The following is a 24,589-nucleotide window of genomic DNA, read 5'->3' as shown; positions in this document are numbered from 1 at the left end:
ACAATCCAAGCGGTTATAAAACGCGAATGTTATCACAGCTATCTTTTTTCAGTGGTGACGAATGGATAAAATGTGCAACAAATCAATATAGTAAAGGTGAGTTTCCCCACCTTTTCTCATTCATGCTATGCGGTGTGATTTACACATCGTGATGTTTTGCATATTGCTCCAAGCCAAGCACGAGGGCAACAGCGCAAAGCATCAATAAAATGGCTACCAGCAGTTGCGAAGGCTGTGAAGTGATGGACTCAAATTCCAATGGAGAAAGGTTTCGCTGTAGTAAAGGAACGAGCTCGCCGTGAGAATTGGTTCGCCAAGTGAGCGTTTCTTTCCAAGGCCAGATTTTGGGTAAGGTGCCGATCATTAATCCCGTAAGAAAAATTAAGGTCAAATCTCTAAATTGTTTGAGTAACCAAGATAATACGTGAGAAAAACTCAGTAAACCACCGACACATCCGAGTAGAAAGAGTGCCAAAATATCGGCTTGTATCTCTTTCACCGCGCCCAGTACCGGTGCGTACATACCAATCAGCAACAGGATAAAACTGCCTGAAATTCCCGGTAGAATCATGGCGCAGATGGCAATAGCACCGGCTAGAACTGTGTTCAGCGCTGTTGGTTCCATCTGCATTGGGTTAAGTACCGTAATACTGTAAGCAAACGCAATTCCCAGCAAAGCGAAGAGCAACCGAGAAAGTTTGAACTGCTCAATTTGTTTCACAATATGGAACACCGAAACCAGAATTAAACCGAAGAAGAATGACCAAATGGGAATAGGATGCGTGGCTAACAGCCAAGAAATGAGTTTAGCCAAAGAGAGGATACTGGTGAATATTCCCCCAAACAGTGCGAGCAAGAAGAAGCCATTAATATGTTGAAATGCAGCGGCTAACCCATCTCGTTTGACTATGCGCAATAAACTCGGGTTAATCCTACGAATGCTTTCAAGCAAAGTGTCATAGATACCAGTGATGAATGCAATGGTTCCACCCGAAACACCCGGCACAACATCGGCGGCGCCCATGGCCATCCCTTTTAAAAACGTACTGAAATAGTTCATTGAATCTGCATGATTAAGTGTATGTGCCGGAAGTATATAATGAAATAACTAAGAAATGCTTGTACAAAAGATGAGTGAGTGGTGCTGGCTTAAGGTGAAAAAGCGCAGAAAGTTAGTTTGTTTTATAGCAACTGAGTGAGTATTGTTTTGCATTCGTTTCGCATAATGCAATTTGCGTAATGCGAAAAAGTACTACATTTTGATGAATTAATGCGATGCACAGCTAAAAAACAGACCTTTTTTAGTTGGCATACTTCATGCATAATGCTATTCGACCCTTCTTAAAGCCGAGGGTCACCTAGCCAACTGACGTTGTTAGTGAATGAATTTGTTCACACTATATATAAGCCAATCGCATCATTGCGGTTGGCTCTTTTTTTGTCTGTTAGGTATGATACGCCTCCTCGCTCGTCTAATGAGAGTTTGCAAATGACAATCAAAAGCCGTGAGCGAAGATGTTTTCCGAGCAAAACCAGTTAGGCCATATGTTCGTAAAACCCATCAAATAAACATCGTATGTCATTGTAAATAAACAATATCCATAAGGATGATCCGTATCGATCAATCGTATTTTTTTCGAGTTTATCAAGCTTTCTTTGATGATCTCCAAACTCATTAAGGAAGATGAGTGAAGCAGAAATAAGAGGTTATATGCACCATTTAATTTCAATTGGGCCCCTTGAGTCTTTCTTAATCGCTATTAGCGTGCTTTTTTTAGGCCACTTTATTAACGCAAAACTGCCTATCTTGGAAAAATTCAACATTCCTGAGCCCATCGTCGGTGGCTTAATTGTCGCTTTCGCGATCACTCTTCTACATTTTTACGGCTTAGATTTAGAGTTCTCATTGCCGTTGCAGAATATTTTTATGCTGATGTTTTTCAGCACCGTAGGCCTTGCGGCCAATTACACTCAACTGGTTAAGGGTGGAGCAAAAGTCTTTCTTTTCCTCGCTGTTGCCTCGTTTTATATCATCATCCAAAATGGCGTCGGTGTATCGTTAGCGACGGCTCTTGGTCTTGACCCACTGATGGGGTTGATCGCCGGTTCTATTACCCTCTCGGGTGGACACGGTACGGGAGCGGCGTGGGCTCAAACATTCAACGACAATTATGGGCTTAGCAATACGCTAGAAATTGCCATGGCCTCAGCGACCTTTGGTTTGATCATTGGTGGGATTATCGGTAGCCCAGTAGCTCAAAAACTCATTAATAAAAACGGGTTTGAATCTGAGTATGGACGAGGGACCAAAACGCACGATAAGTTCCCAGAGCTGGTTACGTACAATGAATATGAAGAAGATAAAGTCACCGCAAAGAAAGTGATTGAGGGTTTGTTCATCCTTCTTATTTGTGTCACTGGTGCTAAATATTTAGAGCAGTGGGTAAGTGCATTTGAAATCAAATGGTTGATGATCCCTGATTTTGTCTATGCGCTTTTCATCGGCGTGTTCATTACCAATATACTTGAATTGACGAAAGTTCATAAAATTGATGCTGAAACCGTTGATATCTTAGGTACCGTTTCTCTATCACTATTTCTTGCTATGGCGCTCATGAGTTTAAAGTTATGGAATATTTTTGACTTGGCAGTTCCATTTCTGGTGATTTTAGCGGTGCAATCGGTCGTGTTGGGTATTTTTGCTTATTTTGTGACTTTTAAAGTGATGGGATCAAACTATGACGCCGCTGTGATCGCTGGTGGGCACTGCGGCTTTGGTCTTGGAGCAACGCCAACCGCTGTGATGAATATGGGATCGCTAGTGACACGATATGGCCCATCACCACAAGCGTTTATGGTCGTGCCAATCGTTGGGGCATTCTTTGTAGATATTGTGAATTTGGTGATCTTACAAGGGTATATTTCGTTTCTCGGTTAAAAATAATAGCAATACACCCTAACTTATTGGTTAGGGTGTATTGCTTACTTCAGCGTTAGTTTTGTGCCATCAAACTTCAATTGGCTTAATAAACTCTTTGCATTTTTGACACCTTCTTCATCAAACTGCACTCCGTAACGAGCATAGTGCAGTGAGCGTTGCAAGTTACAAACTTTACCCATCAAAGGCGCAAAGAATTGGCTGCCGCGAGGATCCGTAAATAATTCGAGACTAATCTTATCACCCACTTGGAAAGTGCGCCCAAGAGGAGGTGTGACAAAACGACAGCCACTTTTGGAGAGATCTCTTACCTCACAATCCGACTTATGCGTTCCTACCGTTGCTTTTCCTGCTAGATTCACATCGTAACGAGCTTCTTTGCGCAGTTGGGTCACTTGCATGCTGTTGGGAATGGATAACATGGCGAGCGGTATAGGCTCTTGCAATACATGTAACAATTGGCTACGAAAATGGATTAAAGCTCCTTCGCCACGTGGTGAAATAGCTCTGATATTCATCCAAAAACCTTCTTGGAAGAAAAAAGAGAGATCATCTGCGGAAATTTTAGGAATTTCTACAAGGAGATGGGAATGAGAGTAGGTACCGATAAATGACGTTTTACACTGGAATTTCGTACCAACGGGAGTGGTTATACTTAAGGTTAGTTCACTACTGTGTTCAACCATAGATAACGCATCAGTACTATTAAGTGTCGATAGGGTTTTATTACGTTCGGTTGAACGGTTTGGGTTCTGTTCATCTTTCAGCACTGCCGACTGCGATTCCATCTTAATTTTCTCCGTGATGCAGTAGCTGCATTTTATTCTAATTTTTGTAATAGTTTAAATTCTAGGGGTAGATGTTGGAAGATTCAATTCTGAGAATATCAATTTATTTGATTTATATATCAATTAGGACGTTATCATGATTCATGAAGTGCAACATGACATACAAAATTGTCAATATAAAGTACATCTTGAGGGAAATCTATTCGCAACTGTGACATACCAACAACAGGATGAAGTGTTGTTTATTACTTCGACTCGCGTACCGGATGAACTTCAGGGTAAAGGATACGGAAAAATAATGATGGAGAGTGTATTACCGCAAATTGAAGCGCAAGGTTACACCATCAAACCTGTCTGTAGTTATGTTGTGCATTATTTAAATCGACACAGTGAATGGCAGCATTTATTGCATCGAGAGTCGTAGCATACAAACCCATTAGCTCGGTGCTGTGTTTACTTTTAATGTGAGCGCGACCAGTGCATGGTCAGTACTAAAGTTATCGAGCTCATAGCTCGGGTTGATCAGATGTTGATCAAGCACAGTATAGTGGCTGATATAGCTTTTCATTGGCTGGGTAAAAGGCGCGAAGTCTGCGGAAAGGAGAATATAGTCGAGTACAGATCCCGTGGCTCCGGCGTAATGAGTGGCTTTACGAGGCTGCTCAACACTCTCGGTATGCAGATCCCAAGCATCGTAAAGCGCATAGCCAGCCAGCGGTTGCTGTGTTTCTGGTCTGCGGTATAAGGCCTGTGATAGTAGTCCTTGAAACTCCTCGTGATGTAACGGTTTATTAAAATCACCCATTAGCACACAAGGCCGCCCAGTTTGTTTTTGAGTATTGACGATATATTGGTGAGTCAGGTTTGCTTCAAAGCCTCGCTGAACAGTAGAGAGCCAGCGTCCTAGCGTTTCTTGTTGCCATTCATCGATCAGATGATGAGGTGCCGCAGGCGATTCTGCCGGACGTTGAGATTTAAAATGCACAATATAGACATCGATATCCCCGAGCATTGGTAGGCAAACCGTAGCGTGTAACGGTGTACGATTAAAGCAAAAAGGGGCAGCTTGATTTGGTAACGTGCCATGTACGGCGCTCACTTGGCGCAGAGGATAGCGAGAGGCAATTACTACAACCGGATGGCTATAGATGTATCCATCTTTGACGATAGGTTCGTCTACACAGGCCACATACGGGTAGCCTAAATCTATCATTTGGTTGCGCAGTTCATCAAAACTGAAAACTTCTTGAAAGCCAATGATATCGGCATCCAGCTGTTTGATCTTCTGGCTAAACCATTGCTTTTTTTTCTGCCACTCTGCTTGCGTGTAAATATTGTCGAACTGATAATATGCGTTCGGCGGAGCTAAATAATTGAATAAATTAATCGTTGCGAACGTAATCGTCATGTTAAATCCCAATATTTGTGTCTCGGTCGATCTTATACCCGAACGGTGTAATTTAGCAGTGCTAATCCCTAACCTTGTTTCCTGTTGTGATGAGCTCTCGCCTTTTAAGGCGACTTGAGTATATGATGCGCTGAAACATAGATAAGGATCTCTCATGTACCCTAAAGCCTCTCAAGGTTGGCGCACGCCACAAAATTTCCTATTGATTATCTCCATTATTGTGCCGATTGCATTTTCTAGTTGGATGGCACTGTTGAATAATTTCGTGATTGAAAAAGCGAATTTCGATGGTTCAGACATTGGCTTATTACAAAGTGTACGAGAAATCCCCGGATTTTTAGCCTTCACCGCCGTATTCGTTTTACTGTTCATTCGAGAGCAGCGATTTATCCTGATCTCATTGGGTATGTTGACGTTAGGAACCGCGATGACGGGTTTTTTCCCTTCTTTAACCGGGTTACTGCTCACGACATTATTGATGTCGACTGGGTTCCACTACTTTGAAACGCTTAAACAATCCTTGTCTTTGCAGTGGTTGAATAAAGATGAAGCGCCAGAAATGCTTGGCAAACTCATTTCGGTTGGAGCACTTGCATCACTGATCACTTACGGTGCTTTGTGGGTAATGTTAGAAGTGTTTCAGCTCGATTTTAAATGGGTCTATGTCATTTCTGGCGGTGCTGGTTTTGTGCTGGTGTTGATCATTGCCTTTGCCTTTCCTGAATTTAAAGCGGAAGTGCCACAAAATAAAAAGCTCGTGCTACGCAAACGTTATTGGCTGTATTACGCCTTGACCTTCATGAGTGGTGCGCGTAGGCAAATTTTCACTGTTTTCGCTGGTTTCCTTATGGTGGAGAAATTTGGCTATTCAGCGGCCGATATTACCTTACTGTTTTTGATCAACTATTTGTTCAACTTTTTGTTTGCTAAACGTATTGGTAAGTTCATTGGTGTAGTCGGCGAGCGTAAAGCGCTACTGTTTGAATACACGGGGTTGATTGTTGTTTTTGTTGGGTACGGTCTTGTACAAAACGCACATTGGGCGGCGGCACTTTATGTGGTTGACCACCTCTTTTTTGCCTTGGCTTTGGCGATTAAAACTTATTTTCAGAAAATTGCAGATCCTGCGGACATGGCGTCTACAGCGGGAGTTTCTTTTACCATTAACCATATTGCGGCCGTGTTCATCCCCGCCACGTTTGGTTTAATTTGGCTTATCTCTCCGGCGAGTGTCTTTTACATTGGAGCAGTAATGGCACTTGTTTCGCTGCTTTTATCACTCAATATTCCAGTAAAACCCGAAGCGGGTAATGAAGTTAGAATTCTGCGTTGGAGCGACAGATAACAAAAGGGTCGTTTACGACCCTTTTAACATGATGCCAATAGTCACTAGACAAGCAACATCTGGGTTGGCTGTTTTTCAACGTATGTCGTGACGGATGGTATCTAATGATCTATGTAGAGATAGTTTTGCCAACTTTTCATCCGGATGAGTACCTTACGCATAATCGAGACATGAGAGAAACTGTCTGAATAGATAGCGGCTTCAAAAGCGGTACCGAGCGGCAGGTGATAATCGCTTAAATCATCGGTAACTTTAAGGGTGACGAGTACGCGTCCATTGGTACGTAATGCCTCAGTTCCTAGCAAGGTGCCTCGTGCTTGGATCTGGCTTTCACCAATCACAGGCAATATCTCAACCACCTCTCCTTTGAAGACTTTTCCGGGCAGTGCTCTGAACAAAAACTCGGCTTCAAAGCCCGGTTTTAGGCGTTGAAGAGAATTTTGCCTAAATGCAGCTGTGTAGATTTTATCTTCTGTGTGTACAAACGTCATCATTGGCGCTAAGGGTAATGGTACGGACATCGCACCTGGTCTGAGAGCTAATTGCGTCACATAGCCATCAGTAGGCGCTCTGACAATGGTTTGTTCAAGGTTGAATTGGGCTTGTCTCAAATCGGCAAGCAGGCGAGCAACGGTAGTATTCTCACCATTGATTTCTGAGTTTAAGGAGATATTGGCTTGATTTAGACGTGCTTGGGCGACTTCTACTGCTGCCTCTGCTGCTTTATAAGCTTGGCGACGGGTATCAAGATCTTGCTCGGTGAATGCTCCTTTATCATACCCACGTTGATAACGAGTATACTCACGTTGTGCTTTATCCCGGTCAGCGATAGCCTGTACTTTTGCTGCCGCAGCTTCTGAAACATTCGATTCTAGGCCGAGTGCACCTTGGCTCGCCTCTTTGATCTGAGCTTCAATTTTTGCCAATTCCGCTTCAAAAGGCACAGGGTCAATTCTAAAAAGCACATCACCTTGTTTTAAGGGCTGGTTTGCTTGTACCGGAACCTCAATCACTCTTCCTCGTACTCCTGAGACGACAGGTGTTGTGGAAAAAACTTGGCTACCCAATTGAGTAAAAGGATGATTATAGTTCATCAGTAAGATCAGGGTGCCGATCAAAATAACGCCACCTAATACAGCGGTAGGGACGGTCCACTTATTTAATGGAATTTTAAAGACTTTGAATATCGCAATACATAAAGCGGCATAAGTCATGATCAGAAGTAAATCCATTATTTTGTCTCCTGATTACTGGCATGGTCGATGTTCGCTTGAGCAACGGGTGGCTGCGCTTTTAACTCATGTAATTCTCGAGTGAGTGTTGCGACTTGATCGATAAGTTCATCGACACGATGATGAATATCGTGCTGCTCTTCTTGAAGTTTAGTGAACCCCCACCCGCGATCTTTTCGCCACAAGGTTGCCCAAATCCACAAAAATGGCCAGATGGCATGTAAGGTAAATAGACTCACCCAGCCAGAAACATGAATGGCATCTTGATGTGGATGGTCGCGTTCTTTGGCGATTTCATAGGGGATATCATGAATGACGATGATTCCATAAAAAATGACCAAGGCTACGAAAATCAGTAGACCAAGGGCAAAGTAATCTAAAAACATAGTTGCTCCTGTATTTCAATGAAGAGTGTAAACGGCAGCTAATAGCTTAATGTGATGGAAAGTTACTCAGTGCACACTTGGTTTCGGCCATTCGCTTTCGCGCGATATAAGGCTTTGTCGGCGCGGTAGAATGTGCGTTGTGTATTTTCACCATCTCGATGCAAGGTTATACCGATACTGACGGTTAAGCCGCGCTCACCTAGAATATCGTGCCAACCAAATTGGAATATGCGTTCTCGATAGTTTTCGGCATGCATTTCAGCTTGGTCGAGCGAGCAATCTTCTAAAATCACCAGAAACTCTTCTCCACCAAAACGGACACAGGAGGAGCCTCGGAATTTAAAGTAGTTTTTCAACTCACGTGAAACATTGACTATCGCTTTGTCACCAACCAAGTGACTAAGTTCATCATTAATCGATTTAAAATGGTCAATATCAATGACTAGAAATGCAAATAGCTTCTCATGAAGCAGTAGGTCTTTCAGCTTTACATCTAACCAGCGGCGGTTGTGTAAGGTGGTGAGTGGGTCAGTGAAGACATCCTGTTGAAGTTGGGCTACGGCATTCTTTTGATGTTCGGTGGTTTCTTTGAGCTCGCGATTTTCAATCTCAGATAAGATCAATTTCAATTGCAATTCAAAGCGCGATAAGCGACGCAGTTGATTGGCCCCCAGCTCACTAATCGGGATGTTTTTCATCAGATCAGTTTCAATTCGAAAGCCTTTTTTTTCATAAATCAGGGCGGCTTGATAAAGACCTTGGCGCTCGCACACGGCACTGAATGCTCGATACAGCTGCTTGGCCATCGTAGGTGACGTGTATCGTTGCAGACGTTTGTCTGTACTGGCCAGCATCATATTGGCAATATGACTTTTGCCTATTTTAGCCAGGCAGTTGGCCGTTTCAATGCGAATCATATTCGATAGCCAGGTGGAATTCATATTCCCAGCACTGTACTGAACACTAGAGAGCGTAATGAGCGCTTTATCGACTTGATCCTGATGAAGATAAAGTTGAGCTTGATAGAGTGAAATTTGCCCGGTAAGAATTTTATCGCTGACTAAAATACTCAGCTCTTCACACTCTTTAATTAGGTCGGTAGCTGCGGAGATTCGGTGCAGTTGAATGTAACACGATAGCATGTAAAGTTTATAACGCAGGCGTAATGAGCGGCTGGTGATTGCGTGATCAATACTATCAATTTTTTGATAGTAACGAAGGGCTCGGCTGTGCTCGCCATAAGCATCACACAGGTTACCCATGCCAATGACGGCTAGTACATATTCGTCAATGTAACCTGTGTCGACGGCAATATTAGAAGCGGACACATATTCGTTGAGCGCCGCGGCAAATTCACCGCTTTCCATTAGGCGATCGCTCAAACTGTTTTTCACAGACAAAATAATTTCGGCGTCCTTAGGCAATTCAAGTAATGCTAAGGCGTGACGAAGCTCCTCTATACTGGCGGACGACTGATGCAGTTCTGAACGATACTCTGCACTGATGATGTAGCTAAGTGCTTTTTCTTTTGATGTTGAGGCTATATGTTGTCGGACGTGATTCCAGAAAATGATGGCCTCTTCTCCGGAAACGGAGGTGGCATCCAAACCCGTATCTTTAATCTTACTGAGCAGTACTTCCATGCGACCATTCCTGAGGTTGACTGTCTTCCAGTTGTTCTAATGTGAATGGGAAACTCAAAATGTCTTGGAACATCACTTGAGGTAGCGACCCCGTTAATCCTTTTCTTTCCCAGGGGTATATTTCAATCATCTTAGCCAATACATGGAAGACGTGCAGCGCTGCATCGCCTTTATCGGCAAGAAGCAGCGCTAAGCGTTCGCTACTTAAACGAGAAACGAGATCTTTTTGGTTACAGAGCGAGTGGGCAATCTCGGTACATACATCGAGGTACTTTGAGTCGTTATGTTGGATGACAATGACGGCGTGATTAGAATGCTTCAACTCGGTCTTGAACAGCATGAGTTGTTCCCACCAATAAGTCTCTGAAACTACATTGGAGAGATGTTTCTCTGGGTCGTATTCGTGTTGACCACGAATACGGTTAATGAGTTTACGTGCTCGTTGCTCAAGTTGTCGCTTAGAGGCTCTTGCTTTATCAAGGCCAATGCGCGCCGTTTGTTCTCGAAGCATCTCAACCGTAAATTGGCGATATTTCTTAAATGAGGCTAAAGAAGCTTTAAAATCACCACGCTGCTCTGCGACTAGGGATTGTTGGTAGCAAATTTGTGAAAGTAGCTCACCTTTATCAAATGAAGCAGCAGAGGCTTCAGCAAGAAGCAACAGCTCAGTTGCTTTCTTGGAGTCTTTTCTCAGCAGTTCCAAACGAGCTCGACTAATGAATGAGTGAGCCTTCATCCACACAAGGTTATGCTCAACAGCAAGTTCGAGTGCTTTGGTGGTTGCCGCTTCCGCATCTTCGATTCGTTCAAGCCCGAGCAGTGCCAAGCCGCGAAAATCCCAAACCTCGGCTTGCCAAGTTTTATCGGGATGATCCTGTAGCGCTTCTTCTGCACCATCGAGCACCGTGAGCATATCGATGTATTGGTTAAGTAGATAGAGATCCCATGCCCACAGAATACGGGCTTTTCCTTCTAACCAGTGGATACGGCTATTGTTCGCAACTTTAACCGCTAACTCATGAGTTGAGCATGATAGCTGATATTCGTTGGTGATACGCCAAACATTACCCAGACCAATCAGGCTTTCTATTTGGATCTCAACTTCATCGACCAGAGCCGATTGTTCTAGGGCATTTATCCAATATTGTTGGGCGGTATAATATTTGGCCTGACCCCAAAGTTGCAGCGCATGAATATGCAGAATTTCGGGGAGGCAATCATCAGTATCGAGGGTATTTTGAGTGGATAAGGCTTCTTTAATGTATTTTAAACCCACGCGGTAGTCCATTAGACACCAAGCGCAGCGAGATAAAATGATCAAACATTGAATCGCCCCTTCCGGGAAAAAGATCTGCTGTGCTCTCAATAAACACTGCTCCGCGACGATCGACACCTTCTCCGGCTCAGTTTCAATACGGGCTCTAAGCTGTTCTATTTCAATTTCAAGAAGGTATTGGCTTTTATCCAAACGGGCTGTTCCTCAAAAGTAAGAAGCCTAAGTCACCGATTCATTATATGAAGCCAACGTTAAAGCGCACTATTTACTTTCCCAAAAGTGGGTGCATTGGTTATTCATTACCACAATAATCTGCGCTACTTCACAATCCACAGTCTAAATATAACCTAAAAATCTAAGAGAGTAGTTCTTTCAATGTCAGTGGATGTTTGGTTAATTCCAAATTTTGGGCGGCGGTGAATCCATGTTTATCTTGGTAGCACAGATTGTGCCAAGCACGAAAAATATCCAGCATTGGTTGTAGGCCGCCAGGGCGAAGTTTGCGCCTCGGTTCGTTGATAAAGCTTTCGAACAACAGTTGGAAGCGTTTTTGATAGAACTCTGTTTGCTTAATCGATGCTTTATCGAGCCAAGCTTCGGGTGTTGGATTGTCTCCTGCCAAATAGCAAACACCTTTGGCAGCCTGTGCCTGATTGGCAATAGCCCAGCGATCTCGCCACCATCCCATGTGAACAATGTCCGTTTTATTCACGGAATGTCCATTTTGCCATTGCGGATCTTCCTCAACGTACATCAAGTCAACATTCTTACGCTTGATTCGCGGCAAACAGACGCTCAATGCGGCAGAACGTAAAACCGGATCTTGAGGCAGATAGATAGAAACTCGCTTATCTTCAAGGCACAAATCCAGCACGTGGAGGAAGTGAGCATAAGAGGTGTAAGGAGGGCGAATCAAGGCACCTTTAGAAGGGTAATGAAAAGTGGTGAGGTTACCCATGGGGTCTTCAACATTACCGCGGGCTAAAATCGTTTGGTATTTCTGATCAATACGCTCACGCAATAGCGGAGATGCGTCAGGAGTGGGTAGATTCGCTTCGGATGAATGTTCACGAGAAACAAAACGCGCGGGCGAGTGATAGGGGTTGTGATCAAGCTCGCCTGCAGGCTCTTCATTGGCGGAATAGTTTACGTGCTGACAGAGTATATAACCTGTTTTGGCTTCACCTGTTGCAAACCACAATACGCCGTTGTCGCTATGGGGCTGGAGCGGGATGTAATTGCAAGCCAGTTCATATTGGTTTGCATGATTCACCCAACGCGCATCAATCATGGCCAGTTTTCGCCGACAGCGACTGGCAATGTGCTCTACATGATCATAAAACGTTTTTGGGTTGATGGATAATTTACGGCAAATCTCTCGCACCGAATAACTCATGAAGAGTAGGCCGAGTAAGGTTTCTTGAAAAACGAGTTTTTTGTTGGCTCCTGACCACTTATCAACAAAGGTACTCTGACAAGCTTTGCAACGGTATCGCTGGCGATCGCCGCTGTAGCCAAAAGCGTGATAGAGGTGTTTGTGCGTATGAACAGATAAACCGAAATTTTGGCAATCATCACTGCGACAAGCGGGCAACCCGTCGCTGTGAAGCTGTCTTAAACGGTGTAATTCGTTTAACACTTCTCGGTTGTTAAGTAAGGGGGGGAAAGCTCCACATTCACGACAAACCATCGTTGGACGCTTCGGGTTTACGCGCTGCAGAACGTACCGTTCGGCTTCACTCAGTCCAAAGTTGTCACACGCCAATGTTTTACAAAAGTTGAGTTGTAAACCATCTGCGTCCTTGGGTAGTTGGTCGTTGGACACAATCGCCCCCTCGGGGTAATTTAAGGCTGCCAATTTGGGTGAGCAGCTGAGGTTTAAAAATTAGATACTAATCGCTGTTTCAAGCGCGACTTTCATCATGTCGTTAAAAGAGGTTTGGCGATCTTCAGAGCTTAATTTCTCACCGCGAATGATGTGGTCTGACACCGTAAGAATCGTCAATGCTTTTGCGCCTAGATCCGCTGCAACACCATAAATACCGGCCGCTTCCATATCCACACCTAAGATGCCAAGCTTATTCATTTTTTCGAATAAATCACCTTCAGGCGTGTAGAACAGATCAGCGGAAAACACGTTGCCTACCTTCACGGGCACGTTTTGTGCGCGTGCTTGATTGACAGCTGTTTCAAGCAATCCGTAATCCGCAATCGCGGCAAAATCGTGGTTGTTAAAACGGATGCGGTTAACTTTGGAATCGGTTGAAGCACCCATACCAATAACGATATCCATTAGATTAACATCGTCACGAACTGCGCCACAGCTACCAATACGGATGATATTTTTTACACCGTATTCTGAAATCAACTCGTGAACATAAATCGAGCATGATGGAATGCCCATACCGTGGCCCATAACGGATACTTTTTTACCTTTATAAGTACCGGTATAACCGAACATACTGCGAACATCACAAACCTGTTTAGCATCATCTAAAAAAGTTTCAGCAATGTATTTTGCACGTAATGGATCGCCTGGCATTAGAACGGTTTCAGCGAAATCACCAACTTGCGCATTAATGTGTGGGGTTGCCATCGTTGTTACTCCAAAGTTTTCGAGTCAGCGATTTATCCGCAATAAGTGGATTAAATTACTAATTCTGTTGAATCTGATGTGTTTTGTTGAGGCAATACTAGCTAGACCTGACACTGTTCCTTGAGAGATTTGTCACAGAATGGAGGTTAATACCCTTTTTGTGGCTCATTGATAACTAAAAGTGTTGAAAGTGGTAAGGCAATCGATTTGGGTAAACGTTTACCTTTTATGTGTACATAAATATATTTTGTATAAGGTGGTTGGAGTGTGCTATACATTATACAACAAATATTTTTGTATATGAGGCGGCGATGAGTAATCCAGAAATTCGTATCGGGATCAGTGCATGTGTGCTGGGAGAGCAAGTCCGTTTTGATTCTGGCCACAAAGCGAGTGACTTTGTGACCAAAGAGTTAACGAATTATTTCTCTTTCATACCCGTTTGCCCAGAGGTTTCGATTGGCTTAACCGTGCCAAGGCCTACCATTCGCCTGATCTCTCACGAAGAGCGTTTAGCGCTGGTTGAAACTAAAGATGAAACCAAAGATTACACGCAAGCCATGTTCGATTTCTCAGAACGAAAAGTTGATGAGCTCGAATTGATGAAATTGTGTGGTTATATCGTTTGTGCGAAATCCCCGACATGTGGCATGGAAAGAGTCAAAGTCTATAAGCATCAACGAGCAGACAAAGAGGGTGTTGGGCTTTATACCGCCACTTTGATGCGTAAAATGCCGTGGTTGCCTGTAGAGGAAGATGGCCGTTTGCATGATCCTGTGCTTCGCGAAAACTTCATTACGCGTGTCTACTGTTTACATGACTTTTATCAATCGATAGGTGACAACCCGACACCGGGCAAAGTGGTGGCCTTTCATTCACGTTACAAATTGACGTTAATGGCGCATCACCCGCAAGCGTATCGAGAACTCGGCCGTTTGGTGGCTGAAGTCAAGCAGCATCCGCCACAGTATTTTATTGAGCACTATCGCCAAGGGCTAATGGATGCGCTTAAACACAGAGCGAGCCGTAAAAATAACACCAATGTTTTGATGCACATTCAGGGTTATTTCAAACGAGCCTTAAACAAAGAGCAGAAAGTGGAGTTAGCGCAATTGATTGATGACTATCGAACTGGCGAGCTTCCTTTACTTGCGCCTATTACGTTGCTCAAACATTACATAAAAATGTATCCCGATGCTTATCTGCAGCAACAGCACTATTTATCGCCTTATCCACAAACGTTAAGGCTACGTTATGGACTATGAGAACGCACTGACTGAAAACATGATGACTGAAAAATTATACGCTATTCGAGACGTTGCCGAGATGACTGGAGTAAAGCCCGTTACCTTGCGTGCATGGCAGCGCCGCTATCACCTTGTTCAGCCACAGCGCACGGAAAAAGGGCATCGCCTTTATTCACAAGAGGATATTGCGACGATTCGCATAATTCAAGGTTGGCTGGCGAAAGGTGTTTCGATTGGCAAAGTGAGTGCATTGCTCAGTGGCAGTGAAAGCATCATCGATACTTTGGCAAATCATGGTTCAGAGCTTTTAGAGCAAGAACAATTGCTGCAAGCTTTAGTGGATCTCAATAAAGGCAAAGCGGAATCAACCATTGCTACAGTATTGAAAGAGTATCCGTTAGAGATTGTTGAGCAGCAGTTTGTCTTTCCTGTCATCGACACGTTAGAGCGGGTTAAAGGACCGTTGCGCAGTTTGCAAAAAGGGCTTTTTCAGGCACTGATGATAAGCAAGTTGAGCTCGATCATTGAAGCGGAAAACAAAGCGGCGACCAAGGGGAAATGTCTTTGCGTTAATCTTGATCCAACATCGAGCATACTGGCTTGGCTATGGTTCGTGGGAAAGGTGGAAGCTGGGTATAACCTCACTATCTTAGATGGTGTCGAAGATCTTACCGCTCTTGTTGATCATGATGCTTTAGCAAACTACCAACAGGTTGCGCTGTTTGCCAACCGAGCACTAACCGAGCAGCAAGTTCAAGCGTTACGGAAATTGCGTATCTCACTGGGAGATAAGCTTTCGTTGTCAGATGTGGTTGCTCGTCTGCACCATTCGTTAGATTAATCAGTAAGGATGCACAGTGAAATTACTCTGGCTGCGCCGAGATTTACGATCCGTTGATAATACGGCATTACATGCCGCCATTGATGGTGAAGAACCTGTTGTTGCCGTATTCATTGCAACACCAGCACAGTGGCAAAAACACCATCTTGCTCCGATGCAGGCGGATCTTATTTATCGGCGTTTATTTGAGCTGCAACGTGAACTGCAAGCACTCAATATTGCTCTGCTGTATGAGGAAGTTGATGATTACGCTGATGCTGCGCAGCAGATTGCCACTATGGCTAAGCAGCTTAATGCCAGCGCAGTGTTGGTTAATCGCGAGTATGAAATCAATGAGTTGCAGCGTGATGAGATGGCGAGCCAGTTTTGCCTAGAGCGCCAGATCGAGTGGCGAGCATACGACGATAAGTGCATTATTGCCCCCGGTTCGGTCAAAAACAAGCAAGGTGATTATTTCAAAGTCTTTACGCCTTTTAAACGAGCGTGGTTATCACAAGCGGCTATTCCTCAAATTTTACCAACGCCTATTTCTGCACATTATAAACGCATAAAGGATCTTGAGCCGTTGCTGTGGAGCGAACACCGCTCGTTCAGCTATCCACGCATCAGCAGTGATCATTGGGTGGTCGAGTTCGATGCAATTCGCGCTAAATTACGCCAGTTTTGCCGTGATAAGGTACAGAATTACCACCAGCAGCGTGATTTTCCCGCGTTGGATTCGACCAGCGCACTGTCACCTTATCTCGCAATAGGGGCGCTTTCTGCGCGTCAATGTATGGCGCGTCTATACGCTGAATCGCAACATATTGGGTTGTCTGAAGGGGCGCAAACTTGGCTGAGCGAAATCATTTGGCGTGAATTCTATCAGCATCTGATCGGGTTTCGTCCTGATCTCTGTAAAGGAAAAGATTTTGCACCTTGGGGGAAACATGTATCTTGGTGGGAGAACTCAACGGCCTTTGAACGTTGGCAGCAGGGGCAAACCGGGTTCCCTATTGTCGATGCGGCGATGCGCCAACTGAACAAAACGGGGTGGATGCATAACCGATTAAGGATGGTTGTGGCCAGTTTTCTAACCAAAGATCTGCATATCGATTGGCGGCTTGGTGAACAATATTTTATGCAAACATTAGTGGATGGCGATTATGCATCCAACAATGGCGGTTGGCAGTGGTGCGCTTCAACAGGGTGTGATGGGCAACCTTATTTTCGAATTTTTAACCCTACCAGCCAAGGGGAACGTTTTGATCCGAAAGGGGATTTTATTCGTCAGTGGGTACCTGAATTGGCTTCGTTGCCAGATAAGTACATCCACACGCCTTGGAAATTCCCTGCCGTCAATTCCTTGTCATATCCCGCGCCAATGGTTGATCATAAAGTAGAAAGAGAGATAACCTTACAGCTCTATAAAGACGCCAAGGATACCTGATCACCATGCTACGCAAGCTACTCTCTTTGTGTTGTTGCTGGGGTGCGCTCAGTGTGAACGCGTTTGCCGCGACTTATGATTTTCCTGCCGAAGGCAGTAGCATGGTTGGCCGAACTCAATATCACGTGATTGAGCAGGGCGAAACCTTAGCGCAAATTGCAAAACAGTACGATGTTGGGTTTTTATCTTTGATGGCGGCTAACAAAGGAATTGACCCATTTTTGCCGCAGCAAGAGTTTGTGCTAACCATTCCGTCACAAATTATTTTACCGCGCGTGGCTTACGAAGGCATCGTCATCAACTTAGCGGAACTGCGGCTCTATTACTTTGAGTCTGAAAAACGCAAAGTGCATATTTTCCCCGTCGGCATTGGCCGTATTGGTCGTGACACGCCCGAAATGGAAACCACTATCAGCCAAAAACGGCCGAACCCAACTTGGACACCTCCTCAATCTATCCGCACTGAATATAAAGCGAAAGGTATTGAACTGCCTGCGGTTGTGCCTGCTGGGCCAGATAACCCGCTTGGTGAATACGCGCTTCGTCTCGCTTATGGTGCGGGTGATTATTTGATCCACGGTACCAACAAAGATTTTGGTATTGGTATGAGAGTCAGCTCAGGTTGTATTCGTATGGATCCCAAGGATATTGAATGGCTGTTTAAGCAGGTTCAGCGTGGCGAGAAAGTGAAAGTAATTGATGAGCCGATAAAATTAGCCTTAGAGCCAGATCGAAGCGTATTTCTTGAAGCTCATGAACCTTTAACGCGCAGTAACGGCAGTAAAAAAGAGTTGCAGGTACCGCAGGAACTTCGCTGGTGGTTGGATGAATTTAACAAATCAGATGCGAAAGCGAGAGCGGTGATCTTGGCGCAAAATGGTGTGCCTGTCGAAGTTGTGGCTGCAGATTTTTCAACCTCATTGGAGTAATTAAAGAAGTTGATGAGTTCATTAATGGTGAACCATGTAATAGCAGCAATAAAAAAGGCTTGAATTAACAAGCCTTTTAAGCAATTTCAGCTATGGAATATAACGAAATTATTTCGTGTATGACTGAGCAATATTATCGATGCGCTCGTTTGCACGAGCCGCTTCTTCTTGCGCAGCGGCAGCGGCATCAGCCGCTTGGCTTACTTTAGACGAAAGTGTCGATTGCTCGCTCTTAAGTGCAGAAATTTGATCACTGAGTTGGCTAACTTGGTTGCTTAGCTGATCCATTTTCGTCATTGCTGCGTCATCAGGGCCTGATGCGCAACCAGCAAGTAGAAGTACAGAAGAGGCTGCAGCTGCAATTAACATCTTATTCATTATTGAACTCCTTGTTTGTAAGATTATTATCAATGACGCCCTATTATACTTTTCCTACTTGAAGCTACAGCGGTGCTGTTTACCTGCAACGTCAAGTTGTTTGGGTATACACTTGTTTGGAAATCATCATATAGTGACGAACTCAATTGTAGACACTATTCTAGCGTTCACCCAGTAGCCGAACGTCAAAATAATCCAAGAATTTCAATTTATGCTCATTTACTCCGCTATGTCTCATCGTTAAGAGACGTATTTTCTATCTTCTTATGCCTTGAAAAAGTGTGCGTGCTGATTATTTTTATGTGATCTCTATCTATCTAAGCGCCTTTCGGGCTATCATATTGCGTTTTCATTTTGACCTCTTGCCCTATTTATTGTGGCAACTTTACAAATTTTTGGAGAATCCTTTGCAGTTTAAAGATTTAGGCTTAGACAATCGCTTATTGAAGACCCTCAAACACTATGACTTCAAACAAGCGACAGAGATCCAACAACAAGCGGTTCCCGTGGCGATTGCAGGTAAAGATTTGTTGGCATCCTCTAAGACTGGTTCGGGTAAAACATTAGCGTTTGTTTTACCAATGCTGCATAAGTCTCTCAAAACTAAAGCGTTATCAGCAAAAGACCCTAGAGCTCTGATTCTCGCTCCGACACGTGAGTTGGCCAAACAAGTGTACGGTGAGCTGCGTACTATGCTCAGTGGGTTGAGCTACGAAGCAACGCTGATTGTGGGCGGTGAAAACTTTAACGACCAAGTAAAAGCACTGCGCCGTTTCCCCCGTTTTATTGTGGCGACTCCCGGTCGTTTAGCGGATCACTTAGAGCACCGCTCGTTGCGTCTTGATGGTTTAGATACGCTGATCCTTGATGAAGCTGACCGCATGCTGGACCTAGGTTTTGCTCCGGAACTACGCCGTATTCATCATGCAGCGAACCACCGTCGTCGCCAAACACTGATGTTTTCCGCAACGCTTGATCACGGCCAAGTGAATGACTTTGGTACCGAGTTGCTTAAAGATCCAAAACGCATTTCGATTGGTGTTGTCAACGAAGAGCATAAAGACATCACCCAAAAATTCTACCTCTGTGATCATCTCGATCACAAAGAAGCCTTACTCGAACGTGTGCTGCAAGAAGCCGAATATCGACAAGTGATCATTTTTACCGCGACCCGTTCTGATACTGAGCGTTTAACGCTTAAACTCAACGAGCAGAAACTGAAAGCTGTTGCGTTGAGTGGTAACTTAAATCAAAACCAGCGCAACACCATCATGAGCCAGTTTGAGCGCGCTGTATTTAAAATTTTGGTCACGACGGATGTGGCTTCACGCGGCCTTGATATTGCAAACGTGACGCACGTGATTAACTTTGATATGCCCAAACATACGGAAGAGTATGTGCACCGTGTTGGTCGTACAGGCCGTGCGGGTAATAAAGGTGATGCAATCTCGCTGGTTGGCCCAAAAGATTGGGACAGCTTCAAGCGCGTGGAAGCCTTTTTGCAGCAAGATATCGAGTTCTCTCAATTTGATGATCTGAAAGGTAAATTTACCGGACTAAAACCACGCGTTCCGGCCTTTAAGAAAAACGCAGCCGCTAAGACTAAAAGTACTAAGCCCAAGGCGCACACCGCCAATAAAAAGCCCGTTAAACGCGATAAAACCTTTTATCAGAATGTGGCAGTGGGTGATGCGGTATTTGTGCCGAAAAAGAGAGTTGCACCTAAAGTTGACGATGAGTAACAGCGAGCGTCTTGTCAGCGTGACCTTTCGGTCAATCGAATCTGCTGACGGACTCAATGCCAGTATTTGCTGAGACAACCTCACCCTAATTATAAAAACACCGCCAAATTGGCGGTGTTTTTATATACACGCAAACGTTCACCCTTATAAATTTCATAATTTCTCTATTTTATATAAAAATGATAATTGATCTCATTATCGTTTGGTGGCAAGCTGCGCCTCATTATAATAATTGGCTATGTTTTCACTGATCATAATGAAATTACTCAATATCATTGCTTTTGTTGTTGGTTTGTCTTGTTTTCATTCATCTTATGGTGAGTCACTGCAGTGGCTGGAAGATGGCTCGCGTAGCCAGCCTAAGGTTCGAGCACACCTTGAAGATCACAATAAAAAAACACAACAGTGGCTCAATCAAGCCACACCACTTTCTAATGCACTAGTCAAAACATGGTCAGAGAATAAGAGCGTAAAAGCACCGACACCTTGGCTCATCCAGTACCAAAATTACTATCATGATCAAGTAATTAAAGGTGAACGTTTTGTTGTTAAAAAGACAGCAGAAGACAGCCCAATTGAGCGCTTGGTCAATATCAGTGTAAGACAGCAGCAATCAGATTATTACCAGTTAGCCAATTGGGCGGTGGCAAAAGGGGACCGCTTTATTGCATTAAGCGAAGATTTGACTGGCGAAGAGCACTACACGCTGACGCTGCTGGATCGTGTATCGAAGCAGGAAATCGTGCTTAGCCAATCTGCAACGACTCAAGCTATTTGGTCTGAAAATGGCCAATACCTCTATTTTTTGGCGGCAGAAGAAAGCCGTTCTTCTAGCTTATTACAGCGCTATGATGTGCTGAGCAAGCAGACAAAAACCCTATGGGAATGGGCTGATCCGCAGTGGATCGTGTCTCTCTATTTGGCGGCGGATCCGCATTTTGCCCTCGTGCAAGTCAACAACGAAAACAGCAGTGAACAACGTATTTTAGAGACTAACAGCTCTCACTTAAGCCTTCCGCTTCGTGCCGCACAGCCGGGTATTGAATACTACGCAGACGTTGCTAATGGTTGGCTCTACATCAATAGTAACCTCAACGGCAAGTTTGCACTCTACCGTCGATTACTGAGCATGAATGAAAACCCTTGGCAGCTTTTTTATGCGCCAGATGATCATTCCACGCTGGATAATTTTTATTTATATCAAGCTGGCGTTGTGGTTAAAACCAACCAAGCACAGCATTCTCAACTGGCCATTATGGATCAGCATGGAAAGTTGAGAGCATCACAGCCTTTGGCAACAGAAAGTGAGGTCGCTTGGGTCTCTCGTAACGGTGATTGGCAAAGCAATAAACTGCGGGTGCGTTCAATGTCGATGGTTTCTGCAGGAGTTTGGCGTGAGTTTGATGTGGCAAGCTTACAATGGAAGCGACTGGGTCAAGACCACTATCCTGCTTATTTACCGGAACAGTATGAGTCACAGCAGATTGTGGTGGATGTGAATGGCGTGGCTATTCCTGTCACTTTGGCGTACCGAAAAGACACCTTGAGCGCACAGTCCAGCGTCTTTCTTTATGGCTACGGCGCGTATGGCGTCACGATGCGTCCGTACTTTATGCCACAAGTGATCAGTTTATTGGATCAAGGCGTAATTTATGCGATTGCTCATGTGCGCGGTGGTGGTTATCACGGTGAATCATGGCACCGCGCTGGGTCAGGCATTCTGAAAAAAATAGGCATCTCAGATTTCCTGAACGTCGCCTCTTCATTGCAGCATTTTAATAACGGCCAACGCGCTATTTATGCGATTGGCGGCAGCGCTGGTGGAACCTTAGTTGCGGCCGCGGTTAATCAAAACCCAGCACTTTTTGCTGGAGTGGTGCTGCAAGTGCCTTTTGTGGATGTGCTTAGAAGCATGTCCACAGAAGACTCCTCTTCACTCTCGGTGCAGCAGCGAGAAGAGTGGGGAGATCCTAGCCAGCCATTGCAACGCTCAGCAATTGAAGCTTATGACCCACTACTCAATATTCAAGCCAAACCTTATCCGCCAACCCTCGTCCGTGTCGGGTGGTTTGATAACCGTGTCCCTTATTGGGAAGGCGCGAAATACATAGAAAAAATGTCGATGATGAGTACGGGTAGCGGGCCTTACTTGTTATGGACGGACTTCAATAGCGGGCACAGTAGCGATTCACGTAAGGCACTACAGCAACAGGCCGTGGAATACGCCTTTCTTCTTACCATAGATAAAAACAAAAAAGCGGAGCAGTAAATGAAGCTTTCTCCAATCACCGCAGCGGTGCTTAGCGTGCTTGCGGTAGGGTCAGTGCATGCCGAATTCAGCCTAACCAAGCTTGAAGAAGTGGTGGTGAGTGCCAATAAAGTAGAACAGCCGCTGTCAAAAGTCGCCGGCTCAATATCAGCGATTGACGGTGAAACCATTGAAAAACAAGGCGCGACAGAACTGTATGATGTATTGAGTCATGAACCCGGAATCAGTGTTACGGGTGGCGCTGGTCGGCCACAAAACATCACGATTCGAGGGATGACGGGCAACCGCATTGCGATCATTCAAGATGGCGTCGCCGCATCGGACGGCTATGGTGCCAATGACATTAACGACAAAGTAGGCCGCAATACTTTCGCCTTAGACAACATAAAAAGCATTGAGGTTGTGAAAGGGGCAGGGTCTACCATTCATGGTTCAGGCGCGATCGGCGGCGTTGTGGTTGTCACCACAAAATCGCCGGCGGATTATTTGCAAGGACGTGATTTCTATATTGATGCCTCTGGCTCCTACACAGGGATCAGCAATCAATATAAGAGCAGTAGCACGCTAGCGGTGCGCAATGGAAATGGTGAAAGCTTGGTGACCATTTCATATTGGCAAGGCGAAGAGACTCGCAACTTTAACCAAGATCTCTATAACCGAGATATTGAAGGATTCAGTGCATCGTTAGCCCACGATCACATGGTCAATGATTCGCTGTTACTCAGTGCAAAATTTAACGCCTATAAAGATGAAAACATCCGCAAAGAAGGCATTGCTTCCATTCAACGCGATGACAAATGGGAAAGCAAAGAATTTTTTGAACAGGAACAGCACCAAACCTTATCGGCATCATTGGGGGTGCAATTAGATACCCTTTCTTTCTGGGCAGACCATGTGGACGCCAAGCTTTACTGGCGTGATAGTCAAAGTGATACTCAAACCAATCGCTTATTGACCAAAGAACATGCCTTTTTCGACACCCTTGAATTTCGTCGTGAGAGACGCGATGAAAGTTTTTCTGATCAGTTGATAGGGCTATCGGTTGATTTAGAAAAAGCAGCACGAGTCCACAACATCGAACACCAATTTATTTACGGTGCAGTGCTTAATACCAATCGTTATGAACGCCCTCGTCACGTGGATACCAAGGATTCCAATGGGGAAACCTACGAAAATATTATTCCGTTTGCACCGGCGAAGGCCTATGGTTTGGGCGTCTATTTGCAAGATAGATTCAGCCTTAACCAGTGGACATTTAGCGCTGGTTTACGTTTTGATTTGAATAACCTTACTCCTCAGTCAGAGCAACCTATTGCTGGTTTTGCTGTTAGTGAAATTCAAACCAGTGAATGGTCACCGAGCGCATCCGTAGCTTACCAGTGGACGCCATCATTCAACAGTTACCTCAGTTACAACCACGGCTACCGCGCTCCGACCTATGACAAAGCCTACGGTGCGGCAGACCACAGCTTTGTTCCACTGACGCCGTTTTTTATCGCGCCGAACATGAATTTACAGGCTGAAACCAGTGATAGTTTTGAGTTGGGTTCAAAATACGATAATGGCCAATCTCAAGCTTATGTCGCGGTTTTTTACTCTCTCTTTGACAATTTCATGGACACTAAAGACGTGGGATTTGATAGCGATAGAGGCGCTTGGATCAAGCAGTACCAAAATATTAATGGCGTCGAAACGTATGGTGTGGAGTTCACCTTCGCCCATCAACTGAATCAACATTGGTCAACCACGTTCAAAGCGGGTTATGTGGATGGCAAAGATGATCAAGATGAATACGTTCGTACCATCACGCCGTGGGAAGGAAATGGACAACTAAATTACCAGCAGCAAGATTGGGATGCCTACGCACGTTGGAACTGGGCGAGCTCAATGGATCGAGCACCAGCATGCTCTGATGATATCGGCCGTAAAGCGCAATGCGCGCAAACGTCGGCATGGTCTACGGTCGATCTTGGCGTGAGTTATCAAGTGATGCGTGACCTTGATGTGAGTCTCAACATCATGAACCTATTCGACCGTGAATACGTTCGTTACCAAGACGTCGCAGGTGTAAGTCAAAGTCAAACTCTCTATTCCACTGAGCCCGGGCGTTACTTTACCGCTACGGCTAAATACGTGTTTTAG

At 44.7% G+C, this 24,589-nt stretch carries 20 protein-coding genes; 10 read left to right on the top strand and 10 right to left on the bottom strand.

Annotation, left to right across the window (positions count from 1 at the left end):
- Window positions 1-139 precede the first annotated feature (139 nt).
- Window positions 140-1,060, bottom strand: coding sequence for a DUF368 domain-containing protein (locus AACQ42_RS04615; protein WP_094165655.1), 921 nt, complete (start codon window positions 1,058-1,060; stop codon window positions 140-142).
- Between the two features lie 651 nt (window positions 1,061-1,711).
- On the opposite strand from AACQ42_RS04615, the gene gltS reads away from it, so the two are divergent.
- The gene (gene gltS / locus AACQ42_RS04610) at window positions 1,712-2,938 is read left to right on the top strand and encodes a sodium/glutamate symporter (protein ID WP_026028168.1); all 1,227 of its coding nucleotides are present in this window, start codon (window positions 1,712-1,714) and stop codon (window positions 2,936-2,938) included.
- Window positions 2,939-2,982: 44 nt separating this feature from the next.
- Here the strand turns inward: gltS and AACQ42_RS04605 are convergent, their stop codons facing one another.
- Window positions 2,983-3,726 carry a flagellar brake protein gene (locus tag AACQ42_RS04605; RefSeq protein WP_017042158.1) on the bottom strand — a complete coding sequence of 248 codons (744 nt, stop codon included), beginning with the start codon at window positions 3,724-3,726 and terminating at the stop codon, window positions 2,983-2,985.
- A 136-nt stretch (window positions 3,727-3,862) separates the two neighbouring features.
- On the opposite strand from AACQ42_RS04605, the gene AACQ42_RS04600 reads away from it, so the two are divergent.
- On the top strand, window positions 3,863-4,150 hold the full coding sequence (locus tag AACQ42_RS04600) for a GNAT family N-acetyltransferase (protein ID WP_013868360.1): 288 nt from the start codon (window positions 3,863-3,865) through the stop codon (window positions 4,148-4,150).
- Between the two features lie 12 nt (window positions 4,151-4,162).
- Here AACQ42_RS04600 and AACQ42_RS04595 read toward each other — a convergent pair whose 3' ends face one another.
- Window positions 4,163-5,290: an endonuclease/exonuclease/phosphatase family protein gene (locus AACQ42_RS04595; protein WP_094165654.1), complete on the bottom strand. Its 1,128-nt coding sequence runs from the start codon at window positions 5,288-5,290 to the stop codon at window positions 4,163-4,165.
- Here AACQ42_RS04595 and AACQ42_RS04590 point away from each other — a divergent pair.
- Window positions 5,289-6,479, top strand: coding sequence for an MFS transporter (locus tag AACQ42_RS04590; RefSeq protein ID WP_094125047.1), 1,191 nt, complete (start codon window positions 5,289-5,291; stop codon window positions 6,477-6,479). The two genes, AACQ42_RS04595 and AACQ42_RS04590, sit on opposite strands and share 2 nt — an antisense overlap.
- 101 nt (window positions 6,480-6,580) lie before the next feature.
- Here the strand turns inward: AACQ42_RS04590 and AACQ42_RS04585 are convergent, their stop codons facing one another.
- The 6 genes from AACQ42_RS04585 to deoD form a co-directional block, all read right to left on the bottom strand.
- Complete coding sequence (locus AACQ42_RS04585) at window positions 6,581-7,711, bottom strand: HlyD family secretion protein (protein WP_094165653.1); 1,131 nt, start codon at window positions 7,709-7,711, stop codon at window positions 6,581-6,583.
- Window positions 7,711-8,097 (bottom strand): DUF3302 domain-containing protein, encoded by a 387-nt coding sequence (locus AACQ42_RS04580; protein ID WP_013868364.1) that lies wholly within the window; start codon window positions 8,095-8,097, stop codon window positions 7,711-7,713. Before AACQ42_RS04580 ends, AACQ42_RS04585 begins: the two co-directional genes overlap by 1 nt.
- Before the next feature lie 62 nt (window positions 8,098-8,159).
- Window positions 8,160-9,740, bottom strand: coding sequence for a diguanylate cyclase domain-containing protein (locus AACQ42_RS04575; protein ID WP_013868365.1), 1,581 nt, complete (start codon window positions 9,738-9,740; stop codon window positions 8,160-8,162).
- Entirely contained in the window at window positions 9,721-11,208 is a 1,488-nt protein-coding gene (locus AACQ42_RS04570) for a hypothetical protein (protein WP_094131794.1), read from the bottom strand. Before AACQ42_RS04570 ends, AACQ42_RS04575 begins: the two co-directional genes overlap by 20 nt.
- Before the next feature lie 163 nt (window positions 11,209-11,371).
- Window positions 11,372-12,841, bottom strand: a complete 1,470-nt coding sequence (locus AACQ42_RS04565; protein ID WP_026028170.1) for a lactate dehydrogenase — start codon at window positions 12,839-12,841, stop codon at window positions 11,372-11,374.
- 60 nt (window positions 12,842-12,901) lie between these two features.
- On the bottom strand, window positions 12,902-13,612 hold the full coding sequence (gene deoD / locus AACQ42_RS04560; RefSeq protein ID WP_013868368.1) for a purine-nucleoside phosphorylase: 711 nt from the start codon (window positions 13,610-13,612) through the stop codon (window positions 12,902-12,904).
- A gap of 311 nt (window positions 13,613-13,923) precedes the next feature.
- Here deoD and AACQ42_RS04555 point away from each other — a divergent pair, with 311 nt between their 5' ends.
- Genes AACQ42_RS04555 through AACQ42_RS04540 form a run of 4 tightly spaced genes read left to right on the top strand, consistent with a single transcriptional unit; the run spans window position 13,924 to window position 18,058 of the window.
- Window positions 13,924-14,877 (top strand): YbgA family protein, encoded by a 954-nt coding sequence (locus AACQ42_RS04555; protein ID WP_141138389.1) that lies wholly within the window; start codon window positions 13,924-13,926, stop codon window positions 14,875-14,877.
- Entirely contained in the window at window positions 14,867-15,700 is an 834-nt protein-coding gene (locus AACQ42_RS04550) for a MerR family transcriptional regulator (protein WP_064626600.1), read from the top strand. Before AACQ42_RS04555 ends, AACQ42_RS04550 begins: the two co-directional genes overlap by 11 nt.
- 16 nt (window positions 15,701-15,716) lie before the next feature.
- Entirely contained in the window at window positions 15,717-17,129 is a 1,413-nt protein-coding gene (phrB, locus tag AACQ42_RS04545; RefSeq protein WP_094165652.1) for a deoxyribodipyrimidine photo-lyase, read from the top strand.
- A gap of 5 nt (window positions 17,130-17,134) precedes the next feature.
- The gene (locus AACQ42_RS04540) at window positions 17,135-18,058 is read left to right on the top strand and encodes a L,D-transpeptidase family protein (protein WP_017045045.1); all 924 of its coding nucleotides are present in this window, start codon (window positions 17,135-17,137) and stop codon (window positions 18,056-18,058) included.
- Between the two features lie 108 nt (window positions 18,059-18,166).
- On the opposite strand, the gene AACQ42_RS04535 is transcribed toward AACQ42_RS04540, so the two are convergent.
- On the bottom strand, window positions 18,167-18,436 hold the full coding sequence (locus AACQ42_RS04535; RefSeq protein WP_026027153.1) for an Lpp/OprI family alanine-zipper lipoprotein: 270 nt from the start codon (window positions 18,434-18,436) through the stop codon (window positions 18,167-18,169).
- Between the two features lie 395 nt (window positions 18,437-18,831).
- On the opposite strand from AACQ42_RS04535, the gene AACQ42_RS04530 reads away from it, so the two are divergent.
- The 3 genes from AACQ42_RS04530 (at window position 18,832) to AACQ42_RS04520 (ending at window position 24,589) form a co-directional block, all read left to right on the top strand.
- A complete protein-coding gene (locus AACQ42_RS04530; protein ID WP_026027154.1) occupies window positions 18,832-20,178 on the top strand; it encodes a DEAD/DEAH box helicase in 1,347 nt (448 codons plus the stop codon).
- Between the two features lie 256 nt (window positions 20,179-20,434).
- Window positions 20,435-22,447, top strand: coding sequence for a prolyl oligopeptidase family serine peptidase (locus tag AACQ42_RS04525; protein ID WP_094165679.1), 2,013 nt, complete (start codon window positions 20,435-20,437; stop codon window positions 22,445-22,447).
- Window positions 22,448-24,589, top strand: coding sequence for a TonB-dependent hemoglobin/transferrin/lactoferrin family receptor (locus tag AACQ42_RS04520; RefSeq protein ID WP_047688743.1), 2,142 nt, complete (start codon window positions 22,448-22,450; stop codon window positions 24,587-24,589). It begins immediately after the preceding gene.

The sequence above is a fragment of the Vibrio sp. V12_P9A6T4 genome (assembly GCF_963874835.1).
GTDB classification, from domain to species: domain Bacteria; phylum Pseudomonadota; class Gammaproteobacteria; order Enterobacterales; family Vibrionaceae; genus Vibrio; species Vibrio anguillarum.
The sequence above is the reverse complement of the archived record's forward strand: the minus strand, read 5'-3'. Positions and strand labels throughout refer to the sequence as shown.

Bases quoted from the DNA above. Each gene is read 5' to 3' on its own strand.
- AACQ42_RS04520 (WP_047688743.1), top strand. From the start codon at position 22,448: ATGAAGCTTTCTCCAATCACCGCAGCGGTGCTTAGCGTGCTTGCGGTA.
- AACQ42_RS04525 (WP_094165679.1), top strand. From the start codon at position 20,435: ATGAAATTACTCAATATCATTGCTTTTGTTGTTGGTTTGTCTTGTTTT.
- gltS (WP_026028168.1), top strand. From the start codon at position 1,712: ATGCACCATTTAATTTCAATTGGGCCCCTTGAGTCTTTCTTAATCGCT.
- AACQ42_RS04615 (WP_094165655.1), bottom strand. From the start codon at position 1,060: ATGAACTATTTCAGTACGTTTTTAAAAGGGATGGCCATGGGCGCCGCC.
- AACQ42_RS04600 (WP_013868360.1), top strand. From the start codon at position 3,863: ATGATTCATGAAGTGCAACATGACATACAAAATTGTCAATATAAAGTA.
- AACQ42_RS04585 (WP_094165653.1), bottom strand. From the start codon at position 7,711: ATGGATTTACTTCTGATCATGACTTATGCCGCTTTATGTATTGCGATA.
- AACQ42_RS04590 (WP_094125047.1), top strand. From the start codon at position 5,289: ATGTACCCTAAAGCCTCTCAAGGTTGGCGCACGCCACAAAATTTCCTA.
- AACQ42_RS04595 (WP_094165654.1), bottom strand. From the start codon at position 5,290: ATGAGAGATCCTTATCTATGTTTCAGCGCATCATATACTCAAGTCGCC.
- AACQ42_RS04605 (WP_017042158.1), bottom strand. From the start codon at position 3,726: ATGGAATCGCAGTCGGCAGTGCTGAAAGATGAACAGAACCCAAACCGT.
- AACQ42_RS04575 (WP_013868365.1), bottom strand. From the start codon at position 9,740: ATGGAAGTACTGCTCAGTAAGATTAAAGATACGGGTTTGGATGCCACC.
- AACQ42_RS04580 (WP_013868364.1), bottom strand. From the start codon at position 8,097: ATGTTTTTAGATTACTTTGCCCTTGGTCTACTGATTTTCGTAGCCTTG.
- AACQ42_RS04550 (WP_064626600.1), top strand. From the start codon at position 14,867: ATGGACTATGAGAACGCACTGACTGAAAACATGATGACTGAAAAATTA.
- AACQ42_RS04555 (WP_141138389.1), top strand. From the start codon at position 13,924: ATGAGTAATCCAGAAATTCGTATCGGGATCAGTGCATGTGTGCTGGGA.
- deoD (WP_013868368.1), bottom strand. From the start codon at position 13,612: ATGGCAACCCCACACATTAATGCGCAAGTTGGTGATTTCGCTGAAACC.
- AACQ42_RS04540 (WP_017045045.1), top strand. From the start codon at position 17,135: ATGCTACGCAAGCTACTCTCTTTGTGTTGTTGCTGGGGTGCGCTCAGT.
- AACQ42_RS04535 (WP_026027153.1), bottom strand. From the start codon at position 18,436: ATGAATAAGATGTTAATTGCAGCTGCAGCCTCTTCTGTACTTCTACTT.